Source organism: Pseudonocardia hierapolitana (genome assembly GCF_007994075.1).
GTDB lineage: Bacteria > Actinomycetota > Actinomycetes > Mycobacteriales > Pseudonocardiaceae > Pseudonocardia > Pseudonocardia hierapolitana.
Genome location: NZ_VIWU01000001.1, coordinates 4,398,717 through 4,421,240, shown reverse-complemented (window position 1 = coordinate 4,421,240; position 22,524 = coordinate 4,398,717). Strand labels below are relative to the sequence as shown.

18 protein-coding genes and 1 pseudogene are annotated in these 22,524 nt (G+C 68.9%); 6 read left to right on the top strand and 13 right to left on the bottom strand.

What is annotated here, in order from left to right; genetic code table 11:
* From rpsJ to rpsL, 5 genes are all read right to left on the bottom strand, one after another.
* The gene (gene rpsJ, locus FHX44_RS20965; protein ID WP_040804197.1) at positions 1-306 is read right to left on the bottom strand and encodes a 30S ribosomal protein S10; all 306 of its coding nucleotides are present in this window, start codon (positions 304-306) and stop codon (positions 1-3) included.
* Positions 307-624: 318 nt separating this feature from the next.
* Entirely contained in the window at positions 625-1,818 is a 1,194-nt protein-coding gene (gene tuf, locus FHX44_RS20960) for an elongation factor Tu (RefSeq protein ID WP_147257351.1), read from the bottom strand.
* 108 nt (positions 1,819-1,926) lie between these two features.
* Entirely contained in the window at positions 1,927-4,026 is a 2,100-nt protein-coding gene (gene fusA, locus FHX44_RS20955) for an elongation factor G (protein ID WP_147257350.1), read from the bottom strand.
* A 39-nt stretch (positions 4,027-4,065) separates the two neighbouring features.
* Entirely contained in the window at positions 4,066-4,536 is a 471-nt protein-coding gene (gene rpsG / locus FHX44_RS20950; RefSeq protein WP_147257349.1) for a 30S ribosomal protein S7, read from the bottom strand.
* Complete coding sequence (gene rpsL / locus FHX44_RS20945) at positions 4,536-4,910, bottom strand: 30S ribosomal protein S12 (RefSeq protein ID WP_142051261.1); 375 nt, start codon at positions 4,908-4,910, stop codon at positions 4,536-4,538. The genes rpsG and rpsL overlap by 1 nt, the downstream gene beginning before the upstream one ends.
* Positions 4,911-5,332: 422 nt before the next feature.
* On the opposite strand from rpsL, the pseudogene FHX44_RS20940 reads away from it, so the two are divergent.
* Positions 5,333-6,178: pseudogene (locus FHX44_RS20940) on the top strand (alpha/beta hydrolase); the annotation flags it as partial.
* A gap of 201 nt (positions 6,179-6,379) precedes the next feature.
* On the opposite strand, the gene FHX44_RS20935 reads toward FHX44_RS20940, so the two are convergent.
* Positions 6,380-7,003, bottom strand: a complete 624-nt coding sequence (locus tag FHX44_RS20935; protein WP_147257347.1) for a TetR/AcrR family transcriptional regulator — start codon at positions 7,001-7,003, stop codon at positions 6,380-6,382.
* A 106-nt stretch (positions 7,004-7,109) separates the two neighbouring features.
* Here FHX44_RS20935 and FHX44_RS20930 point away from each other — a divergent pair, with 106 nt between their 5' ends.
* Entirely contained in the window at positions 7,110-8,297 is a 1,188-nt protein-coding gene (locus tag FHX44_RS20930; RefSeq protein ID WP_147257346.1) for an FAD-dependent monooxygenase, read from the top strand.
* Between the two features lie 58 nt (positions 8,298-8,355).
* On the opposite strand, the gene FHX44_RS20925 is transcribed toward FHX44_RS20930, so the two are convergent.
* From FHX44_RS20925 to FHX44_RS43345, 4 genes are read right to left on the bottom strand one after another with little or no spacing between them, the layout of a single operon-like run.
* Positions 8,356-8,706 (bottom strand): VOC family protein, encoded by a 351-nt coding sequence (locus FHX44_RS20925; protein WP_147257345.1) that lies wholly within the window; start codon positions 8,704-8,706, stop codon positions 8,356-8,358.
* Positions 8,707-8,736: 30 nt separating this feature from the next.
* Positions 8,737-9,537 carry an SDR family NAD(P)-dependent oxidoreductase gene (locus tag FHX44_RS20920; protein ID WP_170308971.1) on the bottom strand — a complete coding sequence of 267 codons (801 nt, stop codon included), beginning with the start codon at positions 9,535-9,537 and terminating at the stop codon, positions 8,737-8,739.
* A 41-nt stretch (positions 9,538-9,578) separates the two neighbouring features.
* Positions 9,579-10,559 carry an MFS transporter gene (locus FHX44_RS20915; RefSeq protein WP_246170980.1) on the bottom strand — a complete coding sequence of 327 codons (981 nt, stop codon included), beginning with the start codon at positions 10,557-10,559 and terminating at the stop codon, positions 9,579-9,581.
* 38 nt (positions 10,560-10,597) lie between these two features.
* Positions 10,598-10,816 (bottom strand): hypothetical protein, encoded by a 219-nt coding sequence (locus FHX44_RS43345; protein ID WP_246171065.1) that lies wholly within the window; start codon positions 10,814-10,816, stop codon positions 10,598-10,600.
* A gap of 257 nt (positions 10,817-11,073) precedes the next feature.
* Between FHX44_RS43345 and FHX44_RS20910 the strand changes: the two genes are divergently transcribed.
* The 4 genes from FHX44_RS20910 (at position 11,074) to FHX44_RS20895 (ending at position 13,992) form a co-directional block, all read left to right on the top strand.
* Entirely contained in the window at positions 11,074-11,781 is a 708-nt protein-coding gene (locus tag FHX44_RS20910) for a winged helix-turn-helix transcriptional regulator (protein WP_147257343.1), read from the top strand.
* A 110-nt stretch (positions 11,782-11,891) separates the two neighbouring features.
* Entirely contained in the window at positions 11,892-12,296 is a 405-nt protein-coding gene (locus tag FHX44_RS20905; protein ID WP_147257342.1) for a hypothetical protein, read from the top strand.
* A gap of 388 nt (positions 12,297-12,684) precedes the next feature.
* Positions 12,685-13,365, top strand: a complete 681-nt coding sequence (locus tag FHX44_RS20900) for an NADPH-dependent F420 reductase (protein WP_212612571.1) — start codon at positions 12,685-12,687, stop codon at positions 13,363-13,365.
* A 171-nt stretch (positions 13,366-13,536) separates the two neighbouring features.
* Positions 13,537-13,992 (top strand): RidA family protein, encoded by a 456-nt coding sequence (locus tag FHX44_RS20895; protein ID WP_212612570.1) that lies wholly within the window; start codon positions 13,537-13,539, stop codon positions 13,990-13,992.
* Between the two features lie 380 nt (positions 13,993-14,372).
* On the opposite strand, the gene FHX44_RS20890 is transcribed toward FHX44_RS20895, so the two are convergent.
* From FHX44_RS20890 to rpoB, 3 genes are all read right to left on the bottom strand, one after another.
* A complete protein-coding gene (locus tag FHX44_RS20890; protein WP_212612569.1) occupies positions 14,373-14,693 on the bottom strand; it encodes an ArsR/SmtB family transcription factor in 321 nt (106 codons plus the stop codon).
* Positions 14,694-14,967: 274 nt separating this feature from the next.
* A complete protein-coding gene (locus FHX44_RS20885; protein WP_147257340.1) occupies positions 14,968-18,891 on the bottom strand; it encodes a DNA-directed RNA polymerase subunit beta' in 3,924 nt (1,307 codons plus the stop codon).
* A 38-nt stretch (positions 18,892-18,929) separates the two neighbouring features.
* Positions 18,930-22,448 (bottom strand): DNA-directed RNA polymerase subunit beta, encoded by a 3,519-nt coding sequence (rpoB, locus tag FHX44_RS20880; RefSeq protein ID WP_147257339.1) that lies wholly within the window; start codon positions 22,446-22,448, stop codon positions 18,930-18,932.
* Between the last annotated feature and the right edge of the window lie 76 nt (positions 22,449-22,524).

Genomic DNA, 22,524 nt, shown 5'->3' with positions numbered 1-22,524 from the left:
CTACTGGATGTTGACGTCGACGCTGGCCGGAAGGTCGATGCGCATCAGCGCGTCGACCGTCTTCGGCGTCGGGTCGAGGATGTCGATCAGCCGCTTGTGGGTGCGCATCTCGAAGTGCTCCCGCGAGTCCTTGTACTTGTGCGGCGAGCGGATGACGCAGTAGATGTTCTTCTCCGTCGGCAGCGGCACCGGCCCGACGACCCGAGCGCCCGTGCGGGTGACCGTCTCGACGATCTTGCGCGCGGAGGCGTCGATGGCCTCGTGGTCATAGGCCTTCAGCCTGATGCGGATCTTTTGTCCCGCCATGGTCGTCGGTCGTCCTTCTCTTCCTGCCGCTTCTGTACGCAAGTCCGGGGTCTGCACACCGAGGAGCGCGCTCACCTGTTGCCTGGGCGGTCTCACTCGTGGTGGCTCCGGTCCACGAGGTCGGGCGTGTCGCGCCGTGACCTCATACCGGTCCCCGGGCCGCCTGCGTCCCCCTGGGGGGTAGCTGTGCTCAGGGGCTGGGCGTGGGTGCGGCGCACTCGAACTCTTGTCCTGGGACGGAGTCCGGGCGCGCCGCAGCCCTACGCGCAACCCGTCAAGGATGCCACACGTCGATGTGGCGCCCTCGACCGGGGGGTGCTACTTGTTGATCTTGGTGACCTGGCCGGCGCCCACGGTCCGACCACCCTCGCGGATGGCGAACTGCAGGCCCTCCTCCATGGCGATCGGCTGGATCAGCTGAACGCTCATCGAGGTGTTGTCGCCGGGCATGACCATCTCGGTGCCCGAAGGCAGCGTCACGACGCCGGTCACGTCCGTGGTCCGGAAGTAGAACTGCGGACGGTAGTTGTTGAAGAACGGCGTGTGGCGGCCACCCTCGTCCTTGGACAGGATGTAGACCTGGCCCTCGAACTCGGTGTGCGGGGTGATCGAGCCCGGCTTCACGACGACCTGGCCGCGCTCGACGTCCTCGCGCTTGACACCGCGGAGCAGCAGACCGACGTTCTCGCCCGCACGACCCTCGTCGAGGATCTTGCGGAACATCTCGACACCGGTGACGGTGGTCGAGGTCGACTTCTCGCGGATACCCACGATCTCGACGGTCTCGTTCACCTTGACGATGCCGCGCTCGATGCGGCCGGTGACCACGGTGCCGCGACCGGTGATCGTGAAGACGTCCTCGACGGGCATGAGGAACGGCTTCTCGGTGTCGCGCTCCGGCTCCGGGATCGACTCGTCGACCGCGTCCATGAGCTCGAGGAGCTTGTCGCCCCACTCCTTGTCGCCCTCGAGCGCCTTGAGCGCCGAGACGCGGACGATCGGCAGGTCGTCGCCCGGGTACTCCTGCGAGGACAGCAGCTCCCGGACCTCCAGCTCGACGAGCTCGAGGATCTCCTCGTCGTCGACCATGTCGGCCTTGTTCAGGGCCACCACGATGTACGGCACGCCGACCTGGCGGGCGAGCAGCACGTGCTCACGCGTCTGCGGCATCGGGCCGTCGGTGGCGGCGACCACCAGGATCGCGCCGTCCATCTGGGCGGCACCGGTGATCATGTTCTTGATGTAGTCGGCGTGACCAGGGCAGTCGACGTGCGCGTAGTGGCGCTTCTCGGTCTGGTACTCGACGTGCGCGATCGAGATGGTGATACCGCGCTGGCGCTCCTCGGGAGCCTTGTCGATCTGGTCGAACGCCGAAGCCTCGTTGAGGTTCGGGTACTTGTCGTGCAGAACCTTGGTGATGGCCGCCGTCAGCGTGGTCTTGCCGTGGTCGATGTGACCGATCGTGCCGATGTTGACGTGCGGCTTGGTCCGCTCGAACTTCGCCTTCGCCACTGCAGGGTCCTCCTGGACTGGTTTCTTCTTGTCCGCCGTGCTGACGGCAGGTCTTGGGGTGGTGCTCGGAATGAGCCGCGGACCTTACCGGCCCGCGGCACACCCCATTTATTCGCCCGTGGCCTTGGCGATGATCTCCTTGGCCACGTTGGTCGGGACCTCCGCGTAGGAGTCGAAGACCATCGTGTAGTTCGCCCGGCCCTGGGTCCGCGACCGCAGGTCGCCGACGTAGCCGAACATCTCCGAGAGCGGCACCAGCGCCTTGACGACGCGGGCACCGGCCCGCTCCTCCATGGCCTGGATCTGGCCACGGCGGGAGTTGAGGTCGCCGATCACGTCGCCCATGTAGTCCTCGGGCGTGGTGACCTCGACGGCCATCATCGGCTCGAGCAGGGCCGGGTCGGCCTTGCGCGCAGCCTCCTTGAGGGCCATCGAACCGGCGACCTTGAACGCCATCTCGGACGAGTCGACCTCGTGGTACTGGCCGTCGAGCAGCGTCAGCTTGATACCGGTCAGCGGGTAACCCGCCAGCACGCCGTACTGCATGGCGTCCTGCGCACCGGCATCGACCGACGGGATGTACTCCCGCGGGATCCGGCCACCGGTGACCTTGTTGTCGAACTCGTACAGCGCACCGTCGGCCGTGTCGAGCGGCTCGAGCTTGATGATGACGCGGGCGAACTGGCCCGAACCACCGGTCTGCTTCTTGTGCGTGTACTCGTACTTGTCGACCGTCCGGCGGATGGTCTCGCGGTAGGCCACCTGCGGCTTGCCGATGTTGGCCTCGACCTTGAACTCGCTCTTCATGCGGTTGACCAGCACCTCGAGGTGCAGCTCACCCATGCCGGCGAGGATGGTCTGGCCGGTCTCGTCGTCCAGGGAGACCTGGAACGTCGGGTCCTCCTCGGCGAGCTTCTGGATCGCCGTGGAGAGCTTCTCCTGGTCGGCCTTGGTCTTCGGCTCGACCGCGACCTGGATGACCGGGTCGGGGAAGGTCATCGACTCCAGCACGATCGGCGCCTGCGCGTCGCTCAGCGTGTCGCCGGTGGTGGTGTCCTTCAGCCCGATGACCGCGTAGATGTGACCGACAAGGGCCTCGTCGACCGGGTTCTCCTTGTTGGCGTGCATCTGGAAGATCTTCCCGATGCGCTCCTTGCGGTCCTTGGTCGAGTTGATGACCTGGGAGCCCGCGGCGACCCGGCCCGAGTAGACCCGGATGTAGGTCAGCTTGCCGAAGAACGGGTGCGCCGCGATCTTGAAGGCGAGCGCCGAGAACGGCTCCTCCTTCTCCGGCTTGCGGAAGGCGGGGGTCTCCCCGTCCTGCAGCGTGCCCTCGACCGGCGGCAGCTCGATCGGCGACGGCAGGTAGTCGATCACGGCGTCGAGCAGGGGCTGCACGCCCTTGTTCTTGAACGCCGAGCCGCAGAGCACCGGGTAGGCGCTGCGGTTCTTCACGATCCTGCGGATGCCGTGCTTGATCTGCTCGACGGTCAGCTCCTCGCCGCCGAGGTAGAGCTCCATGAGCTCGTCGTCGGTATCGGCGACGGCCTCGACGAGCGCCGTGCGGTACTCCTCGGCGCGCTCGCGCAGGTCGGCCGGGATCTCCTCGACGGTGTAGTCCTCGCCCTTCTGGACCTCACCGCGCCAGGTGAGCGCGCGCATCTCGACCAGGTCGACGACACCGATGAAGTCGTTCTCCGAGCCGATGGGCAGCTGGATCGGGAGCGGCTTGGCGGCGAGACGGTCCTGGATCGTGCCGACGGTGAAGTAGAAGTCCGCGCCCAGCTTGTCCATCTTGTTGACGAAGCAGATGCGCGGGACGTCGTACTTGGTGGCCTGCCGCCAGACCTGCTCGGACTGCGGCTCGACGCCCTCCTTGCCGTCGAAGACGGCGACGGCACCATCGAGCACCCGCAGGTTGCGCTCCACCTCGACGGTGAAGTCGACGTGCCCGGGGGTGTCGATCAGGTTGATCTGGTGGTCTTTCCAGAAGCAGGTCGTCGCGGCGGACGTGATCGTGATGCCGCGCTTCTGCTCCTCCTCCATCCAGTCCATCGTGGCCGCGCCGTCGTGGACTTCACCGATCTTGTAGTTGATCCCGGTGTAGAACAGGATCCGCTCGGTGGTGGTGGTCTTGCCGGCGTCGATGTGCGCCATGATGCCGATGTTGCGGACCTTGCCCAGGTCCGTCAGCACGTCCCGTGCCACTTCAGATTCTCCCTCGGATTGGCGCGGACGATCGGCCCGTCACCAGCGGTAGTGGGCGAAGGCCTTGTTGGACTCCGCCATCTTGTGCATGTCCTCGCGCCGCTTCACGCTGGCGCCCAGCCCGTTGCTCGCGTCGAGCAGCTCGTTCATCAGGCGGTCGACCATCGTCTTCTCGCGGCGCGCCTTGGAGAAGTTCACCAGCCAGCGCAGCGCGAGAGTGGTCTGCCGGGAGGCCCTGACCTCGACCGGCACCTGGTACGTGGCACCACCCACGCGGCGGCTCTTGACCTCCAGAGCCGGCTTCACGTTGTCCATGGCGCGCTTGAGCGTGACGACCGGGTCGGTGCCGGTCTTCTCCCGGGTGCCCTCGAGGGCGGCGTAGACGATGCGCTCTGCGAGCGACCGCTTGCCGTCCTTGAGGACCTTGTTCACCAGCTGGGTGACCAGCGGGGAACCGTAGACCGGGTCGGAGACCAGCGGGCGCTTCGGCGCCGCTCCCTTGCGCGGCATCAGCTCTTCTCCTTCTTCGCGCCGTAGCGGCTGCGGGACTGCTTGCGGTTGCGGACACCCTGGGTGTCCAGCGAACCGCGGATGATCTTGTAGCGGACACCCGGCAGGTCCTTCACCCGGCCACCGCGCACCAGCACGATCGAGTGCTCCTGGAGGTTGTGCCCCTCACCCGGGATGTAGGCCGTGACCTCGATGTCGCTGGAGAGCCGCACGCGCGCCACCTTGCGCAGCGCGGAGTTCGGCTTCTTCGGCGTGGTGGTGTACACGCGGGTGCACACGCCGCGCCGCTGCGGGCTCCCCTTGAGCGCTGCGGTCTTGGTCTTGCCGACCTTGTCCTGACGGCCCTTGCGGACCAGCTGCTGGATCGTGGGCATGAACCGTCTGCTTCTTCCCGTCGGTGGTTCTTGGAGCTTCGTTGTGGAGCGGTAGTTCTGGGTTGCTCGTGCGGGCTACCCGGCCCCCGAGGTCGGGCGTGTCCCGAGGTCGGGCGTACTGCTACCCGGGCACCGAGCAATGAGATCGGGGGACCTCACGGGGGCCAGGGCCCGCGCACCCCGAGGCCAACGACCACCAGGCACGCAGATTGGCCCGACCGTGGCCGAGCGCAAGACAACAGGTTACCCGCCCCGTCGGAGAGGGGTCAAAACGGGTCCTGGACAGCGCCTGTCGGTATCGGCAGAGTGCCTCACCGACGCCGCCGCCGCAAGGGGACACGCCCGCTCGCCGCTTCCCAGCCCCCGCTCGTCGCAGGTCACCGGGGCGTTCCCTCCACGTGCGGTGCAAGTTACCGTCCGGTATGCGGTTGCCCCGTCGCGTCGTCCGGCAGCTCACCCGCGGCGTCGTGCGTCCACTGCTCTCCCCTCGGTTCCCGCTCGTCCTGCGACGCCCGCTGCTGGACGTCACCGGTCGTGTCGTGCCCCTCCCGCGCGGCACCCGCCGCAGCCGCGGCACGCTCGGCGGAGTACCCACCGAACGGGTGGCGACACGCGAGGCCGCCGGACCGCACCAGGTGCTGTACGTGCACGGCGGCGGCTACCAGACCGGTTCACCGGCCTCGCACCGCGCGCTCGCCGCGCACCTGAGCCGGGCCGCGGGCGCTCCCGTGCACCTGCCGGTCTACCGGCTGGCACCGGAACACCCCTACCCCGCCGCCGTGGACGACGTGGTGAGCGCCTACCTGGCCCTGCGCGACGCAGGACACCCACCTCAACGCATCGCGGTGGCCGGTGATTCCGCGGGCGGTGGACTCGTCATGGCACTGGTGCTGCGGCTGCGCGCGGCGGGCGAGGAGCTGCCGGGGTCGATCGGGTTGATCTCCCCGTGGCTGGACCTCGACCTCACCTCGCCGCTGCTCGCGGTCAACGCCGGCACCGACGCCATGCTCGACCCGAACTGGCTCCCGGACGCCGTCGACCGGTACTTGGGCGTCGCGGGCCCGCGAGCCGCCGGAGCGGAGCAGGGGCAGATCGACAAGAGGCAGATCGACACGGTGCTGCGGCCGCTCGACGCCGACCTGGCCGGCCTCCCGCCGGTACACGTGATCGCGGGCGGCGACGAGGTCCTGCTCGGCGACTCCGACACCCTGGTGGCGCGGATACGGGCCGCGGGCAGCCGCGTCGACTACCTGCGCGCCGAGGGTCTGTGGCACGCCTTCCCGGTGTTCGCCGGGATGCTGCGCGAGGCCGACGAGGCGGTCGCCGCGCTCGGGGCGGCGATGCGTTCTGACTGCGCCGGGGGCCCAGCGAGCGGGCCGAGTGGGACCACGACGTCGACCTCGCCGGCAGGCGGGTCGCCGTGATCGGCACCGGTGCGAGCGCGATCCAGTTCGTCCCCGCGGCGCGCGCTACCCGTCGGCGGGGCGCGTGGGCGGCGAAGGGGTGGGTGAGCGATCGTCTGCCGGGTGCGGGGCGGTCAGGGCCGCCAGCGCGCGCAGGCCGGCCACCACCTCGGCTCCGGTCGGGGCCGTGTCGGGGTCGAGCAGGTGCTGCATCAGCACGCCGGAGATCAGGGCCGACTGCACGGCACCGATCGTGCGGGCGTCCTTCTCCTCGACCGCGGACTCGTCGATGCCGAGGAGTTGCGCTGCGATCCCCTCCCGCCCCTGCCGCTGCCCGTCGGACAGCTGTGTCCGCAGAGCGGGGTTGTGCTCGGCCTGCAGCAGCGCGTCGATCGTGGCGCGCCACATCGGGCGGTGGGTCGTGTAGGAGCGCACCGTCTCGTCCCAGAACGCCTCGTAGCTCCCCACCGCACCGAGCGCGGCGAGCGCGTTCCCGGTCTCGGTGCCCCACTCGTCGATCGCCTGGATGAGCGCTGCCGTCAGCAGGGCCTCGCGGGATCCGAAGTGGTAGCCGATCGCGGCGTGGCTGACGCCTGCGGCCGCTGCGATCTCCCGGACGGTGCTGCGGGCCCAGCCCTTCTCCTCGAGACACGTGATCGCGCCCGCGAGCAGGTCCTCCCGGTTCCCCATGCGGGCAGGCTAGCGCACGGTTTGCCCAAGTGGTTTGCCCAAGTGGTTTGACCAATTGTGCAAGGCGTGCGTACCGTCCCCGGCACACCGACCGAGGGGGAACAACGTGCACGTCCTGATCTCCGGAGCGAGCGTGGCCGGGCCCACGCTCGCGTACTGGCTCCTGCGGCGCGGCTACGACGTGACCGTGGTCGAGCAGGCGCCCCGACTGCGGACCGGTGGCCACGGCGTCGACTTCCGCGGAGCACAGATGGAGCTGCTGCGCCGGATGGACCTGGTCGACTCCGTGCGCGCCGCGGAGACCGGGATGGGCGAGCAGGTCGTCGTCGACGAATCAGGGCGCGCGCTCGTCACGCTGCCCGCCGCGTTCATGAGCGGCGAGGTCGAGATCCAGCGCGGCGACCTCGCGCGCATCCTGTACGAGCGCACCCGCGAGGACGCCGAGTACGTGTTCGGCGACTCGATCACCGCGCTCGCGCAGGACGCGAGCGGCGTCGACGCCACCTTCGAGCGCGGCGGGACGCGCCGCTTCGACTTCGTGGTCGGTGCGGACGGCACGCACTCCGGGGTGCGCTCCCTCGTCTGGGGCCCCGAGGAGCGGTTCTCGACGTTCCTCGGCTTCTACCAGGCGGGCTTCAGCGTCCCCAACCACTGGGGCCTCGACCACTCCGGCCTGCTCCACAACGAGCCCGGTCTCGGCGTGATGATCTCCAGCGGCCGCGACGCGGCGACAGCGGGTGTCGGGCTGGTGTTCTCCGCTCCACCGCTCGAGTACGACCGCCGCGACCGCGATCAGATCGTCGGCATCGTGACCGACCGGTTCGCCGACGCGGGGTGGGAGGTGCCGCGGCTGCTCACCGGGCTCGCATCGGCGACCGACCTGTGGTTCGACCGGTTCGCCCAGATCCACCTCTCCCGCTGGTCGCAGGGCCGCATCGTGCTCCTCGGCGATGCGGCATGGGCTGCGGGCCCCGGCGGAAGCGGCACAGGCCTGGCGATGGCGGGCGCCTACATCCTGGCCGCCGAGCTCGCGGCGGCGGGCGGCGATCACACGACCGCCTTCGCCCGGTACGAGGCCGCGCTGCGCAAGGGCGCCGTCAGCGGGCAGAAGCAGGCGCGCAACGCGGGCCCCTTCCTGGCCCCGCCGACCACGGCGAAGATCCGACGTCGCAACCGCGTCTACCGGGTGCTGTCGAGCCGCCTGCTGCTCCCTCTGTTCGTGCGCCTGACAGAGGGCTCGGCGAACACGGTGCGACTGGACCGGTACCCGGCCGACGGCACGCTGGTCCGATAGCACAACGGCGTGCCCGGTCGGCGCCTCCCGCCGACCGGGCACGCGAGGACGTCGGGTCTCAGGCGTCCTTCGACCACTCGATGATCTGGAGGTAGTTCCCGTCGGGGTCGGCGAACGTGCCGAACCTGCCCTTCGGCCGGTCCGCGATCGAGATCCACTCCACGCCGGCCGCGTTCAGCTGGGCCTCCACGGCGTCGAAGTCGTCGACGTGGAAGTTGACGATCGCGCGGCCCGGTTGGTCGTTCTTCGCCTCGACGTCGTCGCGCCCGTCGATGACCAGCAGGAAGCCGCCGAGGTCGATCGCGCCCTCACCGGTGAACTCCGGCGCCAGCGCCTTGATGTACCAAGCCCGCAGCTCGGCGGGACGGGTGGTGCCGAGCAGCATGCTGCCGGGCTTGAGCGTCGTCATCGATGATCTCCTTTTCCGCGAATCCGGAACTCAGTCCACAAGTGCGCCACCGGAGAGGTTGACAACTGTTCCGGTCATGGCTCCAGCGCGATCCGAAGCCAGGAACGCGGCGGTCTCGGCGATTTCGGAGAGCGTGGGCAGCCTCTTCAGGAGCGTTCCCTGCGCCAATCCGCCTTCGAGGAACTCCTGGACCGACTGCCCGGCTGCCGCCGCGGACTGCGTGAAGAGGTCCTTCGTGTAGGAACCCGCTGCCGGCGCATCGACGACGGCGTGGGGGCGGATGTCGACCACCCGGATGTTGCCGGGTGCCAGCTCGGCGGCCAGCAGCCGCGAGAACGCCTCCTTGCCGGCCGCGCTCACGCCGTGCCCCAGGATGCCGCCGATGGCCAGTTTGGCACCCGGTTCGGACAGGGTCAGGATGACGCCGGGACGCTCGCGACCCATGTGCCGTGCCACGGCCTTGCTCGTGATGAACAGCGGCCGCAGAAAACCGTCGATCGGCCGCATGAACTCCTCCAGCGAGAGGTCCGCCAGCAGAGTCCCCTGGTCGTGCATGACGCTCACGGCGTTGACGGCGACGTCGATGCTGCCGGCCGTCGCCGCGATCGCATCGGCGTGCTCCTGGACCGCCCGCTCGTCGAGAACGTCGACGTGCGCGGTCTCGACCGTTCCACCCGCCGCGGCGATGTCGTGCGCCACGGCGTCGAGCTTCGCCTGCGTCCGCCCGGCGATGAAGACGCTCGCGCCTTCCCGGGCGAACACCCGTGCGATGGCACCACCGATGGCTCCGCCGCCGCCGTAGATCACAGCGTTCTTCTTCTCGAGCAGCAAGCCGCTCATGTGCGTCCTCCAGGTGTTCGTTTCTTCCGTGATCACGCGGGCTCGGGGGCCACGTCCGCCGCCACTACGGGCTCCGCCGCGTCCGCAGTGGCCGGAGGCTTCAGGAAGCTGGTGGCCCAGGCGACCGGGATGGAGACCATCGCGATGATCAGGCCGATGATCACCGCGGACGAGGCGGTGGAGCTGCCGATCGCCACGCCACCGCCGTATGCGCCCAACGCGATCCCCACGTTGGCCGCGGAGACGGGCAGCGAGGACGCCAGCTGGCCACCCGGGCCGGCCAGGCTCACCACGCGGTACTGCAACGAGGGCACCATGCCCATCGCGAACGAGCCGAGAGCCAGTAGCGCCAGCGCCACGAGCGCGGCGATCGTGCCGGCGAGGTAGAGCACCAGCAGGGAGACCGCCACCCCGATGGCGCCGACGATCAGGGTGCGCGCGGCGTCCTGGTCGGCGAACCGACCGCCTGCGAACGAGCCCACCGCGGCGGCCACACCGTAGGCCAGGAGGAACACGCTGATCAGCGCGCCGGAGATGCCCGTGATGCTCTCCAGGAACGGCACGATGTACGTGAGCGCCGAGTAGACCGCCGCGAACGCCAGTGCGTTCATGAGCAGCGCGGCGAGCACCCGTGGTGCGAACGCGTACCTGGCCTGGCTGCCCGCGCCGCCACCGGTGCTGGACATGGACGGGATCACCACCAGCGTGGCGATCAGCGCCACCACACCGAGCACGGCGACCGCCGTGAACGAACCGCGCCAGCCCAGCACCTGACCGACCAGCGTGCCCAGCGGCACGCCCAACGCGGTCGACACGAAGAGCCCCGAGACGACCACCGAGATCGCCCGGCCCATGCGCTCCGGCGGGACGATCGACATCGCCAGCACGAACCCGACGGCGACGAACAGGCCGTGCAGTGCTCCGACGGTGGTGCGGGCCACGACGAACAGCCCGAATGTGCCGGTCAGCACCGGGATCAGGGTGAGGAGGACGACCAGGGCGACCGTCGCGATCAGGATCGTCCGCTTGTTCAGCCTGATCGTCAGTGCGGTCAGGATCGGGCCCCCATGGCCAGGCCCAACGCATAAGCGGTCACCAGAACGCCCGCAGTGGGGATGGAGACCTGGAGGTCGGCCGCGATCAGGGTCAGCAAGCCGACCACGAGCAGTTCGCCGCTGCCCAGCACGAACATTCCCAGGAACAGCGTGGCCAGAGCGAGGTTCGTCCTGCCCCGACTCAGCGTTTCCGGCTGAGTACTCGTCTGCTTCATCCTGCTCCCTCTCGAGGAATCCCTCGCGCTGGTGCTGCCGCAGAGGGTCGCCAGATGGGCCCGGTGATCTCGACCTCGTCCGCCGAGGCCGTCCTGGCAGTACGGCCATGCACCCCGGTGCTCGGGCCGGCACGTCCTGCACGACCTGCGCCCGAGCAGACCGTAGCCATGTGTGGTTGCAAAAGTCAACCATTATCGCTTGCGTATAACAACTAGGAGCTGTGGTAGTTTCGGATCAGTTCGACGAGGAGGGCGGCATGCCGACCAGCCGTAGCTATCGGGACTCATGTGCGATCGCCCGTGCCCTCGACGTCGTCGGGGAGCGATGGGCCCTACTGGTCGTCCGCGAGCTGCTCCTGGCGCCTCAGCGCTTCTCGGAGCTGCGTCGGGCGCTCCCCCACGTCAGCTCGAACCTGCTCGCAGACCGACTCCGCGAACTGGAGGACAAGGGGGTGATCCACCGGCCGGCACCCACGGAAGGCCCGCGGGCCTACGAACTGACCGAACGGGGCCGGAAGCTGGAACCGATCCTGATGGCTCTGAGCGACTGGGGCATGGACGCGCCGCAACCCCCGCCGCCGAGCTCGCTCAGCGCCACATCCGTGCTGATCTTCCTGCAACGTGCCGCTCGCCCCGACCCCGCGGCGCCGCCGACGAGTTGCCGTCTCGAGCTCGAGGGCCGGGTGTGGACGGTCCGCCTGGCGTCCGGACGGGTCGAGGTGCAGCCCGGTGAACCTGCAACGGCAGCCGCCTCGCTCCGTACGGAGCCCATGACGCTCAGCGCCCTGCTCACCGACCCGGCCACACTCGACACCGCATGCGCCGACGGCAGCGCCACCGTCGTGGGAGATCTGTCGGCCATCGACCGGCTGCTGCGCGCGGTCACCGAGCCGTGGCCCTCCGGCGACCAGCCGGCCGCCACCCAGGAGCGCCACTCAGAAGTGGCCGTCCCCCACAGCCGCTAGATCTCCGGCGCTCGCCCGGCCGCACGTCCACCTCGTGACCGACCCCATCGCCGAGGTCGCCGCCATGGGCGTCCGCACGGCGGACGGCGCGGAGCACGCCGCCGACGAAGGTGTTCGGCCCCGGCGGGCACGAGCTCTCCGAACGGTGGCGCGACGGCGCGAGCGCCCACCTCGGCATCACCGTGCCACGCTTCCCGAACCTCTGCCTGCTCTACGCCGAACACGAGCCTCGGCTCCGGCTCGATCGTGCACATGCTGGAGTGCAGATCGGCTACGTGCGGCAGGCGCTCGAGCTGCTGCGCTGCGGCGTGCCCACGCTCACCGTGCGCCCCGAGGTTGCCGCCCGGTTCGACGCCGAGGTCCAGCAACGCCTCGCCCACTCGGTGTGGACCGGCTGCCGCAGCTGCTACCGCACGGCGAGCCGCCGGACCATGAACAACTGGCCGGGCACGATGCGGGAGTACGCCAGGCGCACGAGGCGCTTGGACGGCGGGCAGTACGTGGCGCAGGCCTGATCACAGACCGAACGGCACTTCCGTCCCGCTCCCCTGGACGGCTGCGCCGCTCGTACAGCCCGGGTCCGTCCACATCCTGACTCAGGTCCGCAAGGGTCCTGAGCTCATCCCCTCCCCTCTCCCGGACGCGCACGATCAGCGCACGCCTGGTCGGGCAGCCCTGCGCACGGACGAGCTCGCCGTCCACGCGGCCGGCGCCACGGTCGTCCCGGTCGGCCACCTCGCCTGAGCTCGGGCTCACCGACCGCACACGCTTACCGCCGCAAAGGAAGAGTGTTACATTGCGATATACCAATATTCGCTGGCCAAAGGGGCCGGCGATCACAGCGGTCGCGCTGGCTGGGCTACCCCGCTCGCCAGACCGCGCAACCAACAAGGAGGTACCACCTTGACGATCGGCATCCTGGGCACCGGACGCATGGGAGTGCGGCTCGCGGCGATGTACAGCGCGGCCGGACGCGACGTCATCCTCGGCTCTCGCGATCCGGACCGCGCCCGGACGATCGCCACCACGCTGGCTCATCCCCGTCTGACGGGCGGCGCCTACCAGGACGCCCTCGAAGCGCCGGTGGTCCTGCCGGCCATCTTCATCCGCGACGGGCTGCTCGATCGGCTGGAAGCGCTGCGTGACCAGCTCGCCGGCAAGATCCTGATCGACATCACCAACCCGTTCAACGACGACTACAGCGACTTCATCACCCCGTGGACGACCAGTGGCGCCGAACAGATCGCCGAGCGGCTGCCCGGGACACGGGTGGTCGGCGCGTTCAAGAACGTGTGGTGGGTGGTCTTCGACGCCCCCGACTTCGACGGGACGGTGAGCGACGTCTTCGTCGTCTCCGATGACGAAGAGGCCAAGCAGCAGGTCGTCCGCCTCGGGGAGGGCACCCCGTTCCGTTACCTCGACGCGGGACGGCTCAGCAACGCCCGCACGGTGGAACGGATGACCCTGCTCAGCGGCGAGCTCGGTAGCCGCTACGACTTCTTCCCCCGGATGAACTACAAGCTGCTCGGCACGAGCTGGACGCCGGGCCAAGCCGATCACACGATCGGGTCGCTGATCGGGTGACCTGACGTGCGCGGTCACCGGCACCGGCGGGACCCGTTGCCACCATCGTGGCCTCGGAACCCCTGGCGCCGGTGGCCGCCGGTCGCTCCTGCCGCGACGCGTTTCTGGCCGACGGAGATCACCGTGGGCCGACACTGACAGATCGAACACGTACAGGAACGGATGGCGTCGATGATCGAACCACTGCAACGCCTGCACGACGCGGGCCTGCACCTACCCGAGGCACCCCCGCCACTGGGCTCCTACGTGCCGGCCATCCGAGCGGGCGGTCTGCTCTACCTCAGTGGCATGCTTCCCCTCCGCCAGGGGGCGCCGGGCGTGACCGGGCGGGTCGGAGAGGACCTCGATCCCGATCAAGGCCGCTCCGCCGCCGCGATGGCCGCGCTCAACGCACTGGCCGTCGTCCACGCGGCGGTCGGCCTCGCCGCCGTGTCCGGCGTGGTCAGGTTGGCGGTGCACATCGCCTGCCCACCAGGATTCCAACGGCACGCCGAGGTCGCCGACGGCGCATCGCAGGTGTTCGACATCGCCTTCACACCGGCACGACACAGCAGGCTCGCCTTCGGCTCCACCGCGCTGCCCGCGGGCATGCCCGTCGAACTCGACGTCATCGCGGCCCTGCGCTGAGGGGGGCCACCGGGCGCCCGCCCCGCCACGGCCCGGAGGTCACCGTGAACCGGCCCGACACCTGGCCCGCACCCGCGGCACACCACCCGCACTGCGACGACTCGCTACAGCACCCCGGTCGCGGACAGCTGAGACCGGGTCCGCCGGTCGACCCGGCGTACCTGATGGATCGACCGCGACCGGGGAGGAACCGGGAGTCGCAGGACTCGCCTCTCGACCAGGTCGAGGACGGATGCGCGTTGCTCGCGATTGTTGTCGCCCCGGGCCGCGGAGCCGACGGGACCATCGCCTGGAACGAGATGCGCGCGCAAGCAGCGGCCCTGTTCGAGACTGCTCCCGAACGTCATGAGCGGCCGACTCCAGCGCCCTTGCGGGACACGTCACAATGCTTCGGCCAACGTATCGAGGAAGCGCTTTATCTCTTCGTCGTCCCGCTTGTAGAAATGCCAGTGGCCGATTTTCTGGCGGGTCAGGAGCTTCGCCTGGTAGAGGATCTTCAGATGCGCGGACACGGCCGGTTGGGACAGCCCGGTGCGTTCCTGAATCACCGAGACACACACGCCTTCGACGTCGAAGTCGCCGATCTCCTGGTGGCCGAAGTTGCGGGCGGGGTCTTTGAGCCAGTGCAGGATGTCGAGCCGGGTGGCGCTGGCCAGAGCGCGGAAGACCTCTTCGCTCACTGCCCGCTCCGTCTTGCTCACAGGGCAGAGAGTACCAGGATGCAACGATTGACAGACATATCCGAATTGCCCATGGCGCTGACTCGCGCCCGGCATCGTGATGCTCGACAACGCCCCGATGTGCTGGCGATCGCGGGGAGGTGACACCCGATCGGGACGAGCGTGCCGCGAGTGCGGGGAGGGGGAAGCAGAACGGGGCCGGTCACCTCCACGGGAGAGAGGTGTCCGGCCCCGTTCAGGGCATCGGGCAGCCGGTCCGGAGGGCCGTCGCCCCCCGGTACCGGATTGCTCCTACCTACCGGTAGTCGCGCCCGAAGTCGTAGTCGTCCAGCGGCACCGCGGCACCGGTGCCCGTGCCGAACACGTCGGGGCTGTAGTAGCCGTCGTCGTAGCTCGGCAGCGCGTAGGCGGCCGCGCGGGCCTCCTCCGTGGGCTGGACCTGGATGTTGCGGTACCGGTTGATGCCGGTACCGGCCGGGATCAGCTTGCCGATGATCACGTTCTCCTTCAGCCCGACGAGCTTGTCGCGCTTTCCGTTGATCGCGGCATCGGTGAGGATCTTCGTGGTCTCCTGGAACGAAGCCGCGGACAGCCACGACTCGGTGGCCAGCGAGGCCTTCGTGATCCCCATCAGCACCGGGCGGCCGGAGGCCGGCTCGCCGCCCTCGGCCACCACGCGCCGGTTCTCCGACTCGAACTCGCCGCGCTCGGCCAGCGCACCGGGCAGGAACTCGGTGGCACCCGAGTCGATGATCGTGACCCGGCGGAGCATCTGCCGGACGATGACCTCGATGTGCTTGTCGTGGATGTCCACGCTCTGCGTGCGGTACACCTTCTGCACCTCACGCACCAGGTGCAGCTGCACCTCGCGCGGGCCCATGACGCGCAGCACCTCGTGCGGGTCGGCCGTGCCCTCGAGGAGCAGCTGGCCCACGTGCACGTGGTCGCCGTCGGCCAGCGGCCGCTCGACGCCGTCGACGACGGTCATCGCCAGCCACTGCCGCTTCGACAGCTTCTCGTAGACGATCTCCTCGCTGCCGTCGTCCGGCGTGAGGGTGATCTTCCAGAAGCGCTCGCCGTCCTCGATGGAGATCCGGCCGTCGACGTCGGCGATCGGCGCCTTGCCCTTCGGCACGCGAGCCTCGAACAGCTCCGTGACGCGGGGCAGACCGGTGGTGATGTCGTCACCGGCGACACCGCCCTGGTGGAACGTGCGCATCGTCAGCTGTGTGCCGGGCTCACCGATGGACTGCGCGGCGACGATGCCGACGGCCTCGCCGACGTCCACCAGCTTGCCGGTGGCCATCGAGCGGCCGTAGCACATGCCGCAGATCCCGGTGGCCGAGGCGCAGGTCAGGGCGCTGCGCACCTTGATCTGCCGGACGCCCGCCGCGACCAGCGCGTCGAGCGCCGGGTCGCCGAGGTCGTCTCCCCGACGCACGATGAGCTGCCCGTCCGGACCCGTGACGTCCTCGGCGGACGACCGGGCGTACACCGAGGTGCGCAGGTAGCGGTGCGGGATCAGACGCCCGTCCGACAGCTCCTCGGTGACCGGCATCGTGATGCTGCGCTCGGTGCCGCAGTCGACCTCGCGGACGATGACGTCCTGCGACACGTCCACCAGACGCCGGGTGAGGTAACCCGAGTCGGCGGTGCGCAGCGCCGTGTCGGCCAGACCCTTGCGGGTGCCGTGGGTGGAGATGAAGTACTCACCCACCGACAGGCCCTCGCGGAAGTTGGACTTGATCGGACGGGGGATGTACTCGCCCTTCGGGTTGGCCACCAGACCACGCATCCCGGCGAGCTGCCGGACCTGGGTCATGTTGCCCGCCGCGCCCGACTTCACGATCGTCGGGATCGGGTTGTCCTCGGGGAAGTTCTCCTCCATGGCCCGGGCGACCTCTTCCGTCGCCTGGGTCCAGATCTTGACCATCTCGTCGTTGCGCTCCTGGTGCGACAGGGCACCGCGCTGGTAGCGCTTGTTGATCTGGTCGGCCTTGGCCTCGTAGCCGTCGAGGATCTCCTGCTTGTTGGCAGGCACGATGACATCGGAGATGGCCAGGGTGACGCCGGAGCGCGTGGCCCAGTAGAAGCCCGCCTCCTTGAGGCGGTCGAGGACCTGCGCGACCTCGGTCATCGAGTACCGCTCGGCCAGGTCGTTGATGATCGTGGCCTGGCGCTTCTTGGGCAGCGGCTCGTTGACGTACGGGTAGTCCGCCGGCAGCAGCTCGTTGAACATGACCCGGCCGAGAGTGGTCTCGGCGAGCCACGGGTCGCCCGCCTGCCAGCCGTCGGCCTCCAGCGAGGTGACGACGTCGGCCGGCGGGACCACGCCGGTGAGGCGGATCTTGATCGGGGCCTGCAGGTGCAGCGCCTTCCGGTCGTAGGCCATGATCGCCTCGGCGGGCGAGGAGTACACCTGGCCCGCACCGGTGGCCTCGTCGCGCTGCCGGGAGAGGTGGTACAGCCCGGTGACCATGTCCAGACGGGGCATGGCCAGCGGACGGCCCGACGCGGGCGACAGGATGTTGTTGCTCGAGAGCATCAGCACCCGGGCCTCGGACTGCGCCTCGGCCGACAGCGGCAGGTGCACCGCCATCTGGTCACCGTCGAAGTCGGCGTTGAACGCCTCGCAGACCAGCGGGTGCAGCTGGATGGCCTTGCCCTCCACCAGCTGCGGCTCGAAGGCCTGGATGCCGAGGCGGTGCAGTGTGGGCGCGCGGTTGAGCAGCACCGGGTGCTCGGAGATGACCTCCTCGAGCACGTCCCACACCTGCGAGCGGCCGCGCTCCACCATGCGCTTCGCAGACTTGATGTTCTGCGCGTGGTTGAGGTCGACCAGCCGCTTCATGACGAACGGCTTGAACAGCTCCAGCGCCATGCCCTTGGGCAGACCGCACTGGTGCAGCTTGAGCTGCGGGCCGACCACGATGACCGAACGGCCCGAGTAGTCGACGCGCTTGCCGAGCAGGTTCTGGCGGAACCGGCCCTGCTTGCCCTTGAGCAGATCGGACAGCGACTTGAGCGGGCGGTTGCCCGGGCCGGTGACCGGCCGGCCACGGCGGCCGTTGTCGAACAGCGCGTCGACGGCCTCCTGCAGCATCCGCTTCTCGTTGTTGACGATGATCTCGGGCGCGCCGAGGTCGATCAGCCTCTTGAGGCGGTTGTTGCGGTTGATGACCCGGCGGTACAGGTCGTTCAGGTCGGAGGTGGCGAAGCGGCCACCGTCGAGCTGCACCATCGGGCGCAGGTCCGGCGGGATGACCGGGACGCAGTCGAGCACCATGCCCATCGGGCTGTTGCCCGTGGACTGGAACGCCGCGACGACCTTGAGCCGCTTGAGGGCGCGGAGCTTCTTCTGCCCCTTGCCGCTGCGGATGGTCTCCCGCAGGCTCTCGGCCTCGGCCTCGATGTCGAAGTTCTGCAGCAGCGTCTGGATCGCCTCGGCGCCCATGGCGCCGGTGAAGTAGTCGCCGTACCGGTCGTAGAGCTCGCGGTAGAGCCCCTCGTCGGCGATCAGCTGCTGGACGTCGAGCTTGTTGAAGGTGGTCCAGATCTCGTCGAGCCGGTCCAGCTCGCGCTGGGCGCGGTCGCGGAGCTGGCGCATCTCGCGCTCGCCACCCTCCTTGACCTTGCGGCGGACGTCGCTCTTGGCGCCCTCCGCCTCCAGCTCGGCCAGGTCGGCCTCGAGCTTCTGGGCCCGGGCCTCCAGGTCGGCGTCGCGCCGGTTCTCGACCCGCTTGCGCTCCACGCTCATCTCGTTCTCGAGCGTGGAGAGGTCCTGGTGGCGCAGCTCCGTGTTCACCGAGGTGATCACGTAAGCGGCGAAGTAAATGATCTTCTCGAGGTCCTTGGGAGCCAGGTCGAGCAGGTAGCCCAGGCGGCTCGGGACGCCCTTGAAGTACCAGATGTGCGTGACCGGGGCGGCCAGCTCGATGTGGCCCATCCGCTCGCGCCGCACCTTGGCGCGGGTGACCTCCACGCCGCAGCGCTCACAGATGATGCCCTTGAACCGGACGCGCTTGTACTTGCCGCAGTAGCACTCCCAGTCGCGGGTGGGACCGAAGATCTTCTCGCAGAAGAGCCCGTCCTTCTCCGGCTTCAGGGTGCGGTAGTTGATGGTCTCGGGCTTCTTGACCTCGCCGTGCGACCACTGGCGGATGTCCTCGGCGGTCGCCAGGCCGATGCGCAGCTCGTCGAAGAAGTTGACGTCGAGCAAATTCGTTTCCTTCGTTCGTATTCGGCTCTGGGCGGCGGTCAGTTGACGACGTCGTCGACGGTCATCGAGTCGGAACCGGGACGGCTGGACAGGTTGATGCCCAGGTTCGCCGCGGCCCGCTCGAGGTCCTCGTCGTCGGTGTCGCGCATCTCGATCGCCGCGCCGTCGCTCGAGAGCACCTCGACGTTCAGGCAGAGCGACTGGAGCTCCTTGAGGAGCACCTTGAACGACTCCGGAATGCCCGGCTCGGGGATGTTCTCGCCCTTGACGATGGCCTCGTAGACCTTCACGCGGCCCACCACGTCGTCGGACTTGATGGTGAGCAGCTCCTGCAGGGTGTAGGCGGCGCCGTAGGCCTGCATCGCCCAGCACTCCATCTCGCCGAACCGCTGGCCACCGAACTGGGCCTTACCGCCCAGCGGCTGCTGCGTGATCATCGAGTAGGGGCCGGTGGAGCGCGCGTGGATCTTGTCGTCCACCAGGTGGGCCAGTTTCAGGATGTACATGTAGCCGACGGCCACCGGGAACGGGTACGGCTCGCCGGAACGCCCGTCGAGCAGCGTGGCCTTCCCGTCCGGGCCGACCATGCGCTCGCCGTCGCGGTTGGGCCGGGTGGAGCCCAACAGCCCGGTGATCTCGTGCTCGCGAGCGCCGTCGAAGACCGGGGTGGCGGTGCGGGTGCCGGGCGGCACCGCGTACAGCTCCTCGGGCATCTTCGACGCCCACTCCGGCTCGCCGTCGATCTCCCAGCCGGACTTGGCGATCCACCCGAGGTGGGTCTCCAGGATCTGGCCGATGTTCATACGACGCGGCACACCGTGGGTGTTGAGGATGATGTCGACCGGCGTGCCGTCCGGCAGGAACGGCATGTCCTCGACGGGCAGGATCTTGCCGATCACGCCCTTGTTGCCGTGACGGCCGGCGAGCTTGTCGCCGTCCTGGATCTTGCGCTTCTGGGCCACGTAGACCCGGACCAGCTCGTTGACGCCGGGCGCCAGCTCGTCCTCGTCGTCGCGGGAGAAGACGCGGATGCCGATGACCTTGCCGTTCTCGCCGTGCGGCACCTTGAGGGAGGTGTCGCGCACCTCGCGGGCCTTCTCGCCGAAGATCGCGCGCAGCAGGCGCTCCTCGGGGGTCAGCTCGGTCTCACCCTTCGGGGTGACCTTGCCGACGAGGATGTCACCCGGCTGCACCTCGGCACCGATGCGGATGATGCCGCGCTCGTCGAGGTCGGCGAGGACCTCCTCGGAGACGTTCGGGATGTCCCGGGTGATCTCCTCGGCGCCCAGCTTCGTGTCGCGGGCGTCGATCTCGTGCTCCTCGATGTGGATCGACGTGAGCACGTCGTCCTGCACGAGGCGCTGCGAGAGGATGATCGCGTCCTCGTAGTTGTGGCCCTCCCACGGCATGATCGCCACGAGCAGGTTCTTGCCGAGGGCCATCTCGCCGTCCTCGGTGCACGGCCCGTCGGCGATGACCTGGCCGGCCTCGACGCGGTCGCCCTCGTCGACGATCGGCTTCTGGTTGTTGCACGTGCCCTGGTTGGACCGGCGGAACTTGTTCAGCCGGTACGTGGTGCGCGTGCCGTCGTCGGCCATCACCGTGATGTAGTCGGCGCACAGCTCCTCGACCACACCGGGCTTGTCGGCCACCAGCACGTCGCCCGCGTCGACCGCGGCACGCAGCTCCATGCCGGTGCCGACCAGCGGGGCCTCGCTGCGCAGCAGCGGCACCGCCTGGCGCTGCATGTTGGCGCCCATCAGCGCGCGGTTGGCGTCGTCGTGCTCGAGGAACGGGATGAGCGCGGTGGCCACCGACACCATCTGCCGCGGGGAGACGTCGATGTAGTCGACGCCCGCCGGGGAGATGTAGTCGAGCTCGCCGCCCTTGCGGCGGACGAGGACGCGGTCCTCCTGGAAGTTGCCGTCGTCGTCGAGCGGCGCGTTGGCCTGCGCGACGACGAAGCGGTCCTCCTCGTCGGCGGTGAGGTAGTCGATCTGGTCGGTGACCCGGCCGTCGACCACCTTGCGGTACGGGGTCTGGATGAACCCGAACGGGTTGACCTGCGCGTACGTGGACAGCGACCCGATCAGGCCGATGTTCGGACCCTCGGGGGTCTCGATCGGGCACATGCGGCCGTAGTGGCTGGGGTGCACGTCGCGCACCTCCATGCCGGCCCGCTCCCGGGACAGACCGCCCGGGCCCAGCGCGTTGAGCCGGCGCTTGTGCGTCAGCCCCGCGAGGGGGTTGTGCTGGTCCATGAACTGCGACAGCTGCGAGGTGCCGAAGAACTCCTTGATCGCCGCCACGACCGGGCGGATGTTGATCAGGGTCTGCGGCGTGATGGCCTCGACGTCCTGCGTGGTCATGCGCTCGCGGACGACGCGCTCCATGCGGGACAGACCGACGCGGACCTGGTTCTGGATCAGCTCGCCGACCGTGCGGATGCGCCGGTTGCCGAAGTGGTCGATGTCGTCGACCTCGACCGGGATCTCGGAGGCGTTCTCACCCTCGCCGATCGCCATCGCGGTCTCGCCTGCGTGCAGCCGGACGAGGTACTCGATGGTGGTGGCGATGTCCTCCTCGGTGAGCGTGCCCACCGACATGTCGATCGAGAGGCCCAGCTTCTTGTTGGCCTTGTAGCGGCCGACCTTGGCCAGGTCGTAGCGCTTGTCCTTGAAGAACAGGTTCTCGAGCAGCGTCTGGGCGCTCTCACGCGTGGGCGGCTCGCCCGGGCGCAGCTTGCGGTAGATGTCGAGCAACGCCTCGTCCTGGCCCGCGGTGTGGTCCTTCTCGAGCGTGGCGAGGACGGTCTCGGAGAACCCGAACCGCTCCCGGATCTGCTCGTTGGTCCACCCCAGCGCCTTGAGCAGCACGGTGACCGGCTGGCGGCGCTTGCGGTCGATGCGGACGCCGACGGTGTCGCGCTTGTCGACGTCGAACTCGAGCCACGCACCCCGACTCGGGATGATCTTGACCGAGTAGACGTCCTTCTCGGTCGTCTTGTCGATCGTGTGGTCGAAGTAGATGCCGGGGGACCGCACCAGCTGCGACACGACGACACGCTCGGTGCCGTTGATGATGAACGTGCCCTTGCTCGTCATCACCGGGAAGTCACCCATGAACACCGTCTGGCTCTTGATCTCGCCGGTGGTGTTGTTGGTGAACTCCGCCGTGACGAACAGCGGGGCGGCGTAGGTCATGTCCTTGTCGCGGCACTCCTCCTCGGAGGCCTTGACCTCGTCGAAGCGAGGGTCGGAGAACGACAGGGACATCGAGCCGGAGAAGTCCTCGATCGGCGAGATCTCCTGCAGGATCTCCTCGAGACCTCCGATCGGGTTCTCGTCGCCGGCGTCGATCCGGCGCTGGAACCAGGCCTCGTCGCCGACCAGCCACTGGAAGGACTGGATCTGCAGGTCGAGGAGGTCGGGCACCTCGAGCGGCTCACGGATCTTCGCGAAGGTGACCCGGGTGGGCGCACCGGGGAAGTTCGGGTTGGCCGAGACGGCAGCGGGCGCGGGGGTCGCGAGGGGGCTGGTGGCGCGGGACGAAGCCAAGATGCGTCCTTCCGAGAACTGCGCTCTCGTTCTGGCGGGCACCGGCTCCACGCGATACCGTCTGCTCGTCCGCCCC

What these genes read in the sequence shown, in the direction of transcription:
- rpsJ (WP_040804197.1), bottom strand. Translation starts at nt 306, where the DNA reads ATGGCGGGACAAAAGATCCGCATCAGGCTGAAGGCCTATGACCACGAG.
- rpsG (WP_147257349.1), bottom strand. Translation starts at nt 4,536, where the DNA reads ATGCCGCGCAAGGGAGCGGCGCCGAAGCGCCCGCTGGTCTCCGACCCG.
- rpsL (WP_142051261.1), bottom strand. Translation starts at nt 4,910, where the DNA reads ATGCCCACGATCCAGCAGCTGGTCCGCAAGGGCCGTCAGGACAAGGTC.
- FHX44_RS20935 (WP_147257347.1), bottom strand. Translation starts at nt 7,003, where the DNA reads ATGGGGAACCGGGAGGACCTGCTCGCGGGCGCGATCACGTGTCTCGAG.
- FHX44_RS20925 (WP_147257345.1), bottom strand. Translation starts at nt 8,706, where the DNA reads ATGACGACGCTCAAGCCCGGCAGCATGCTGCTCGGCACCACCCGTCCC.
- FHX44_RS43345 (WP_246171065.1), bottom strand. Translation starts at nt 10,816, where the DNA reads ATGAAGCAGACGAGTACTCAGCCGGAAACGCTGAGTCGGGGCAGGACG.
- FHX44_RS20910 (WP_147257343.1), top strand. Translation starts at nt 11,074, where the DNA reads ATGCCGACCAGCCGTAGCTATCGGGACTCATGTGCGATCGCCCGTGCC.
- FHX44_RS20895 (WP_212612570.1), top strand. Translation starts at nt 13,537, where the DNA reads ATGATCGAACCACTGCAACGCCTGCACGACGCGGGCCTGCACCTACCC.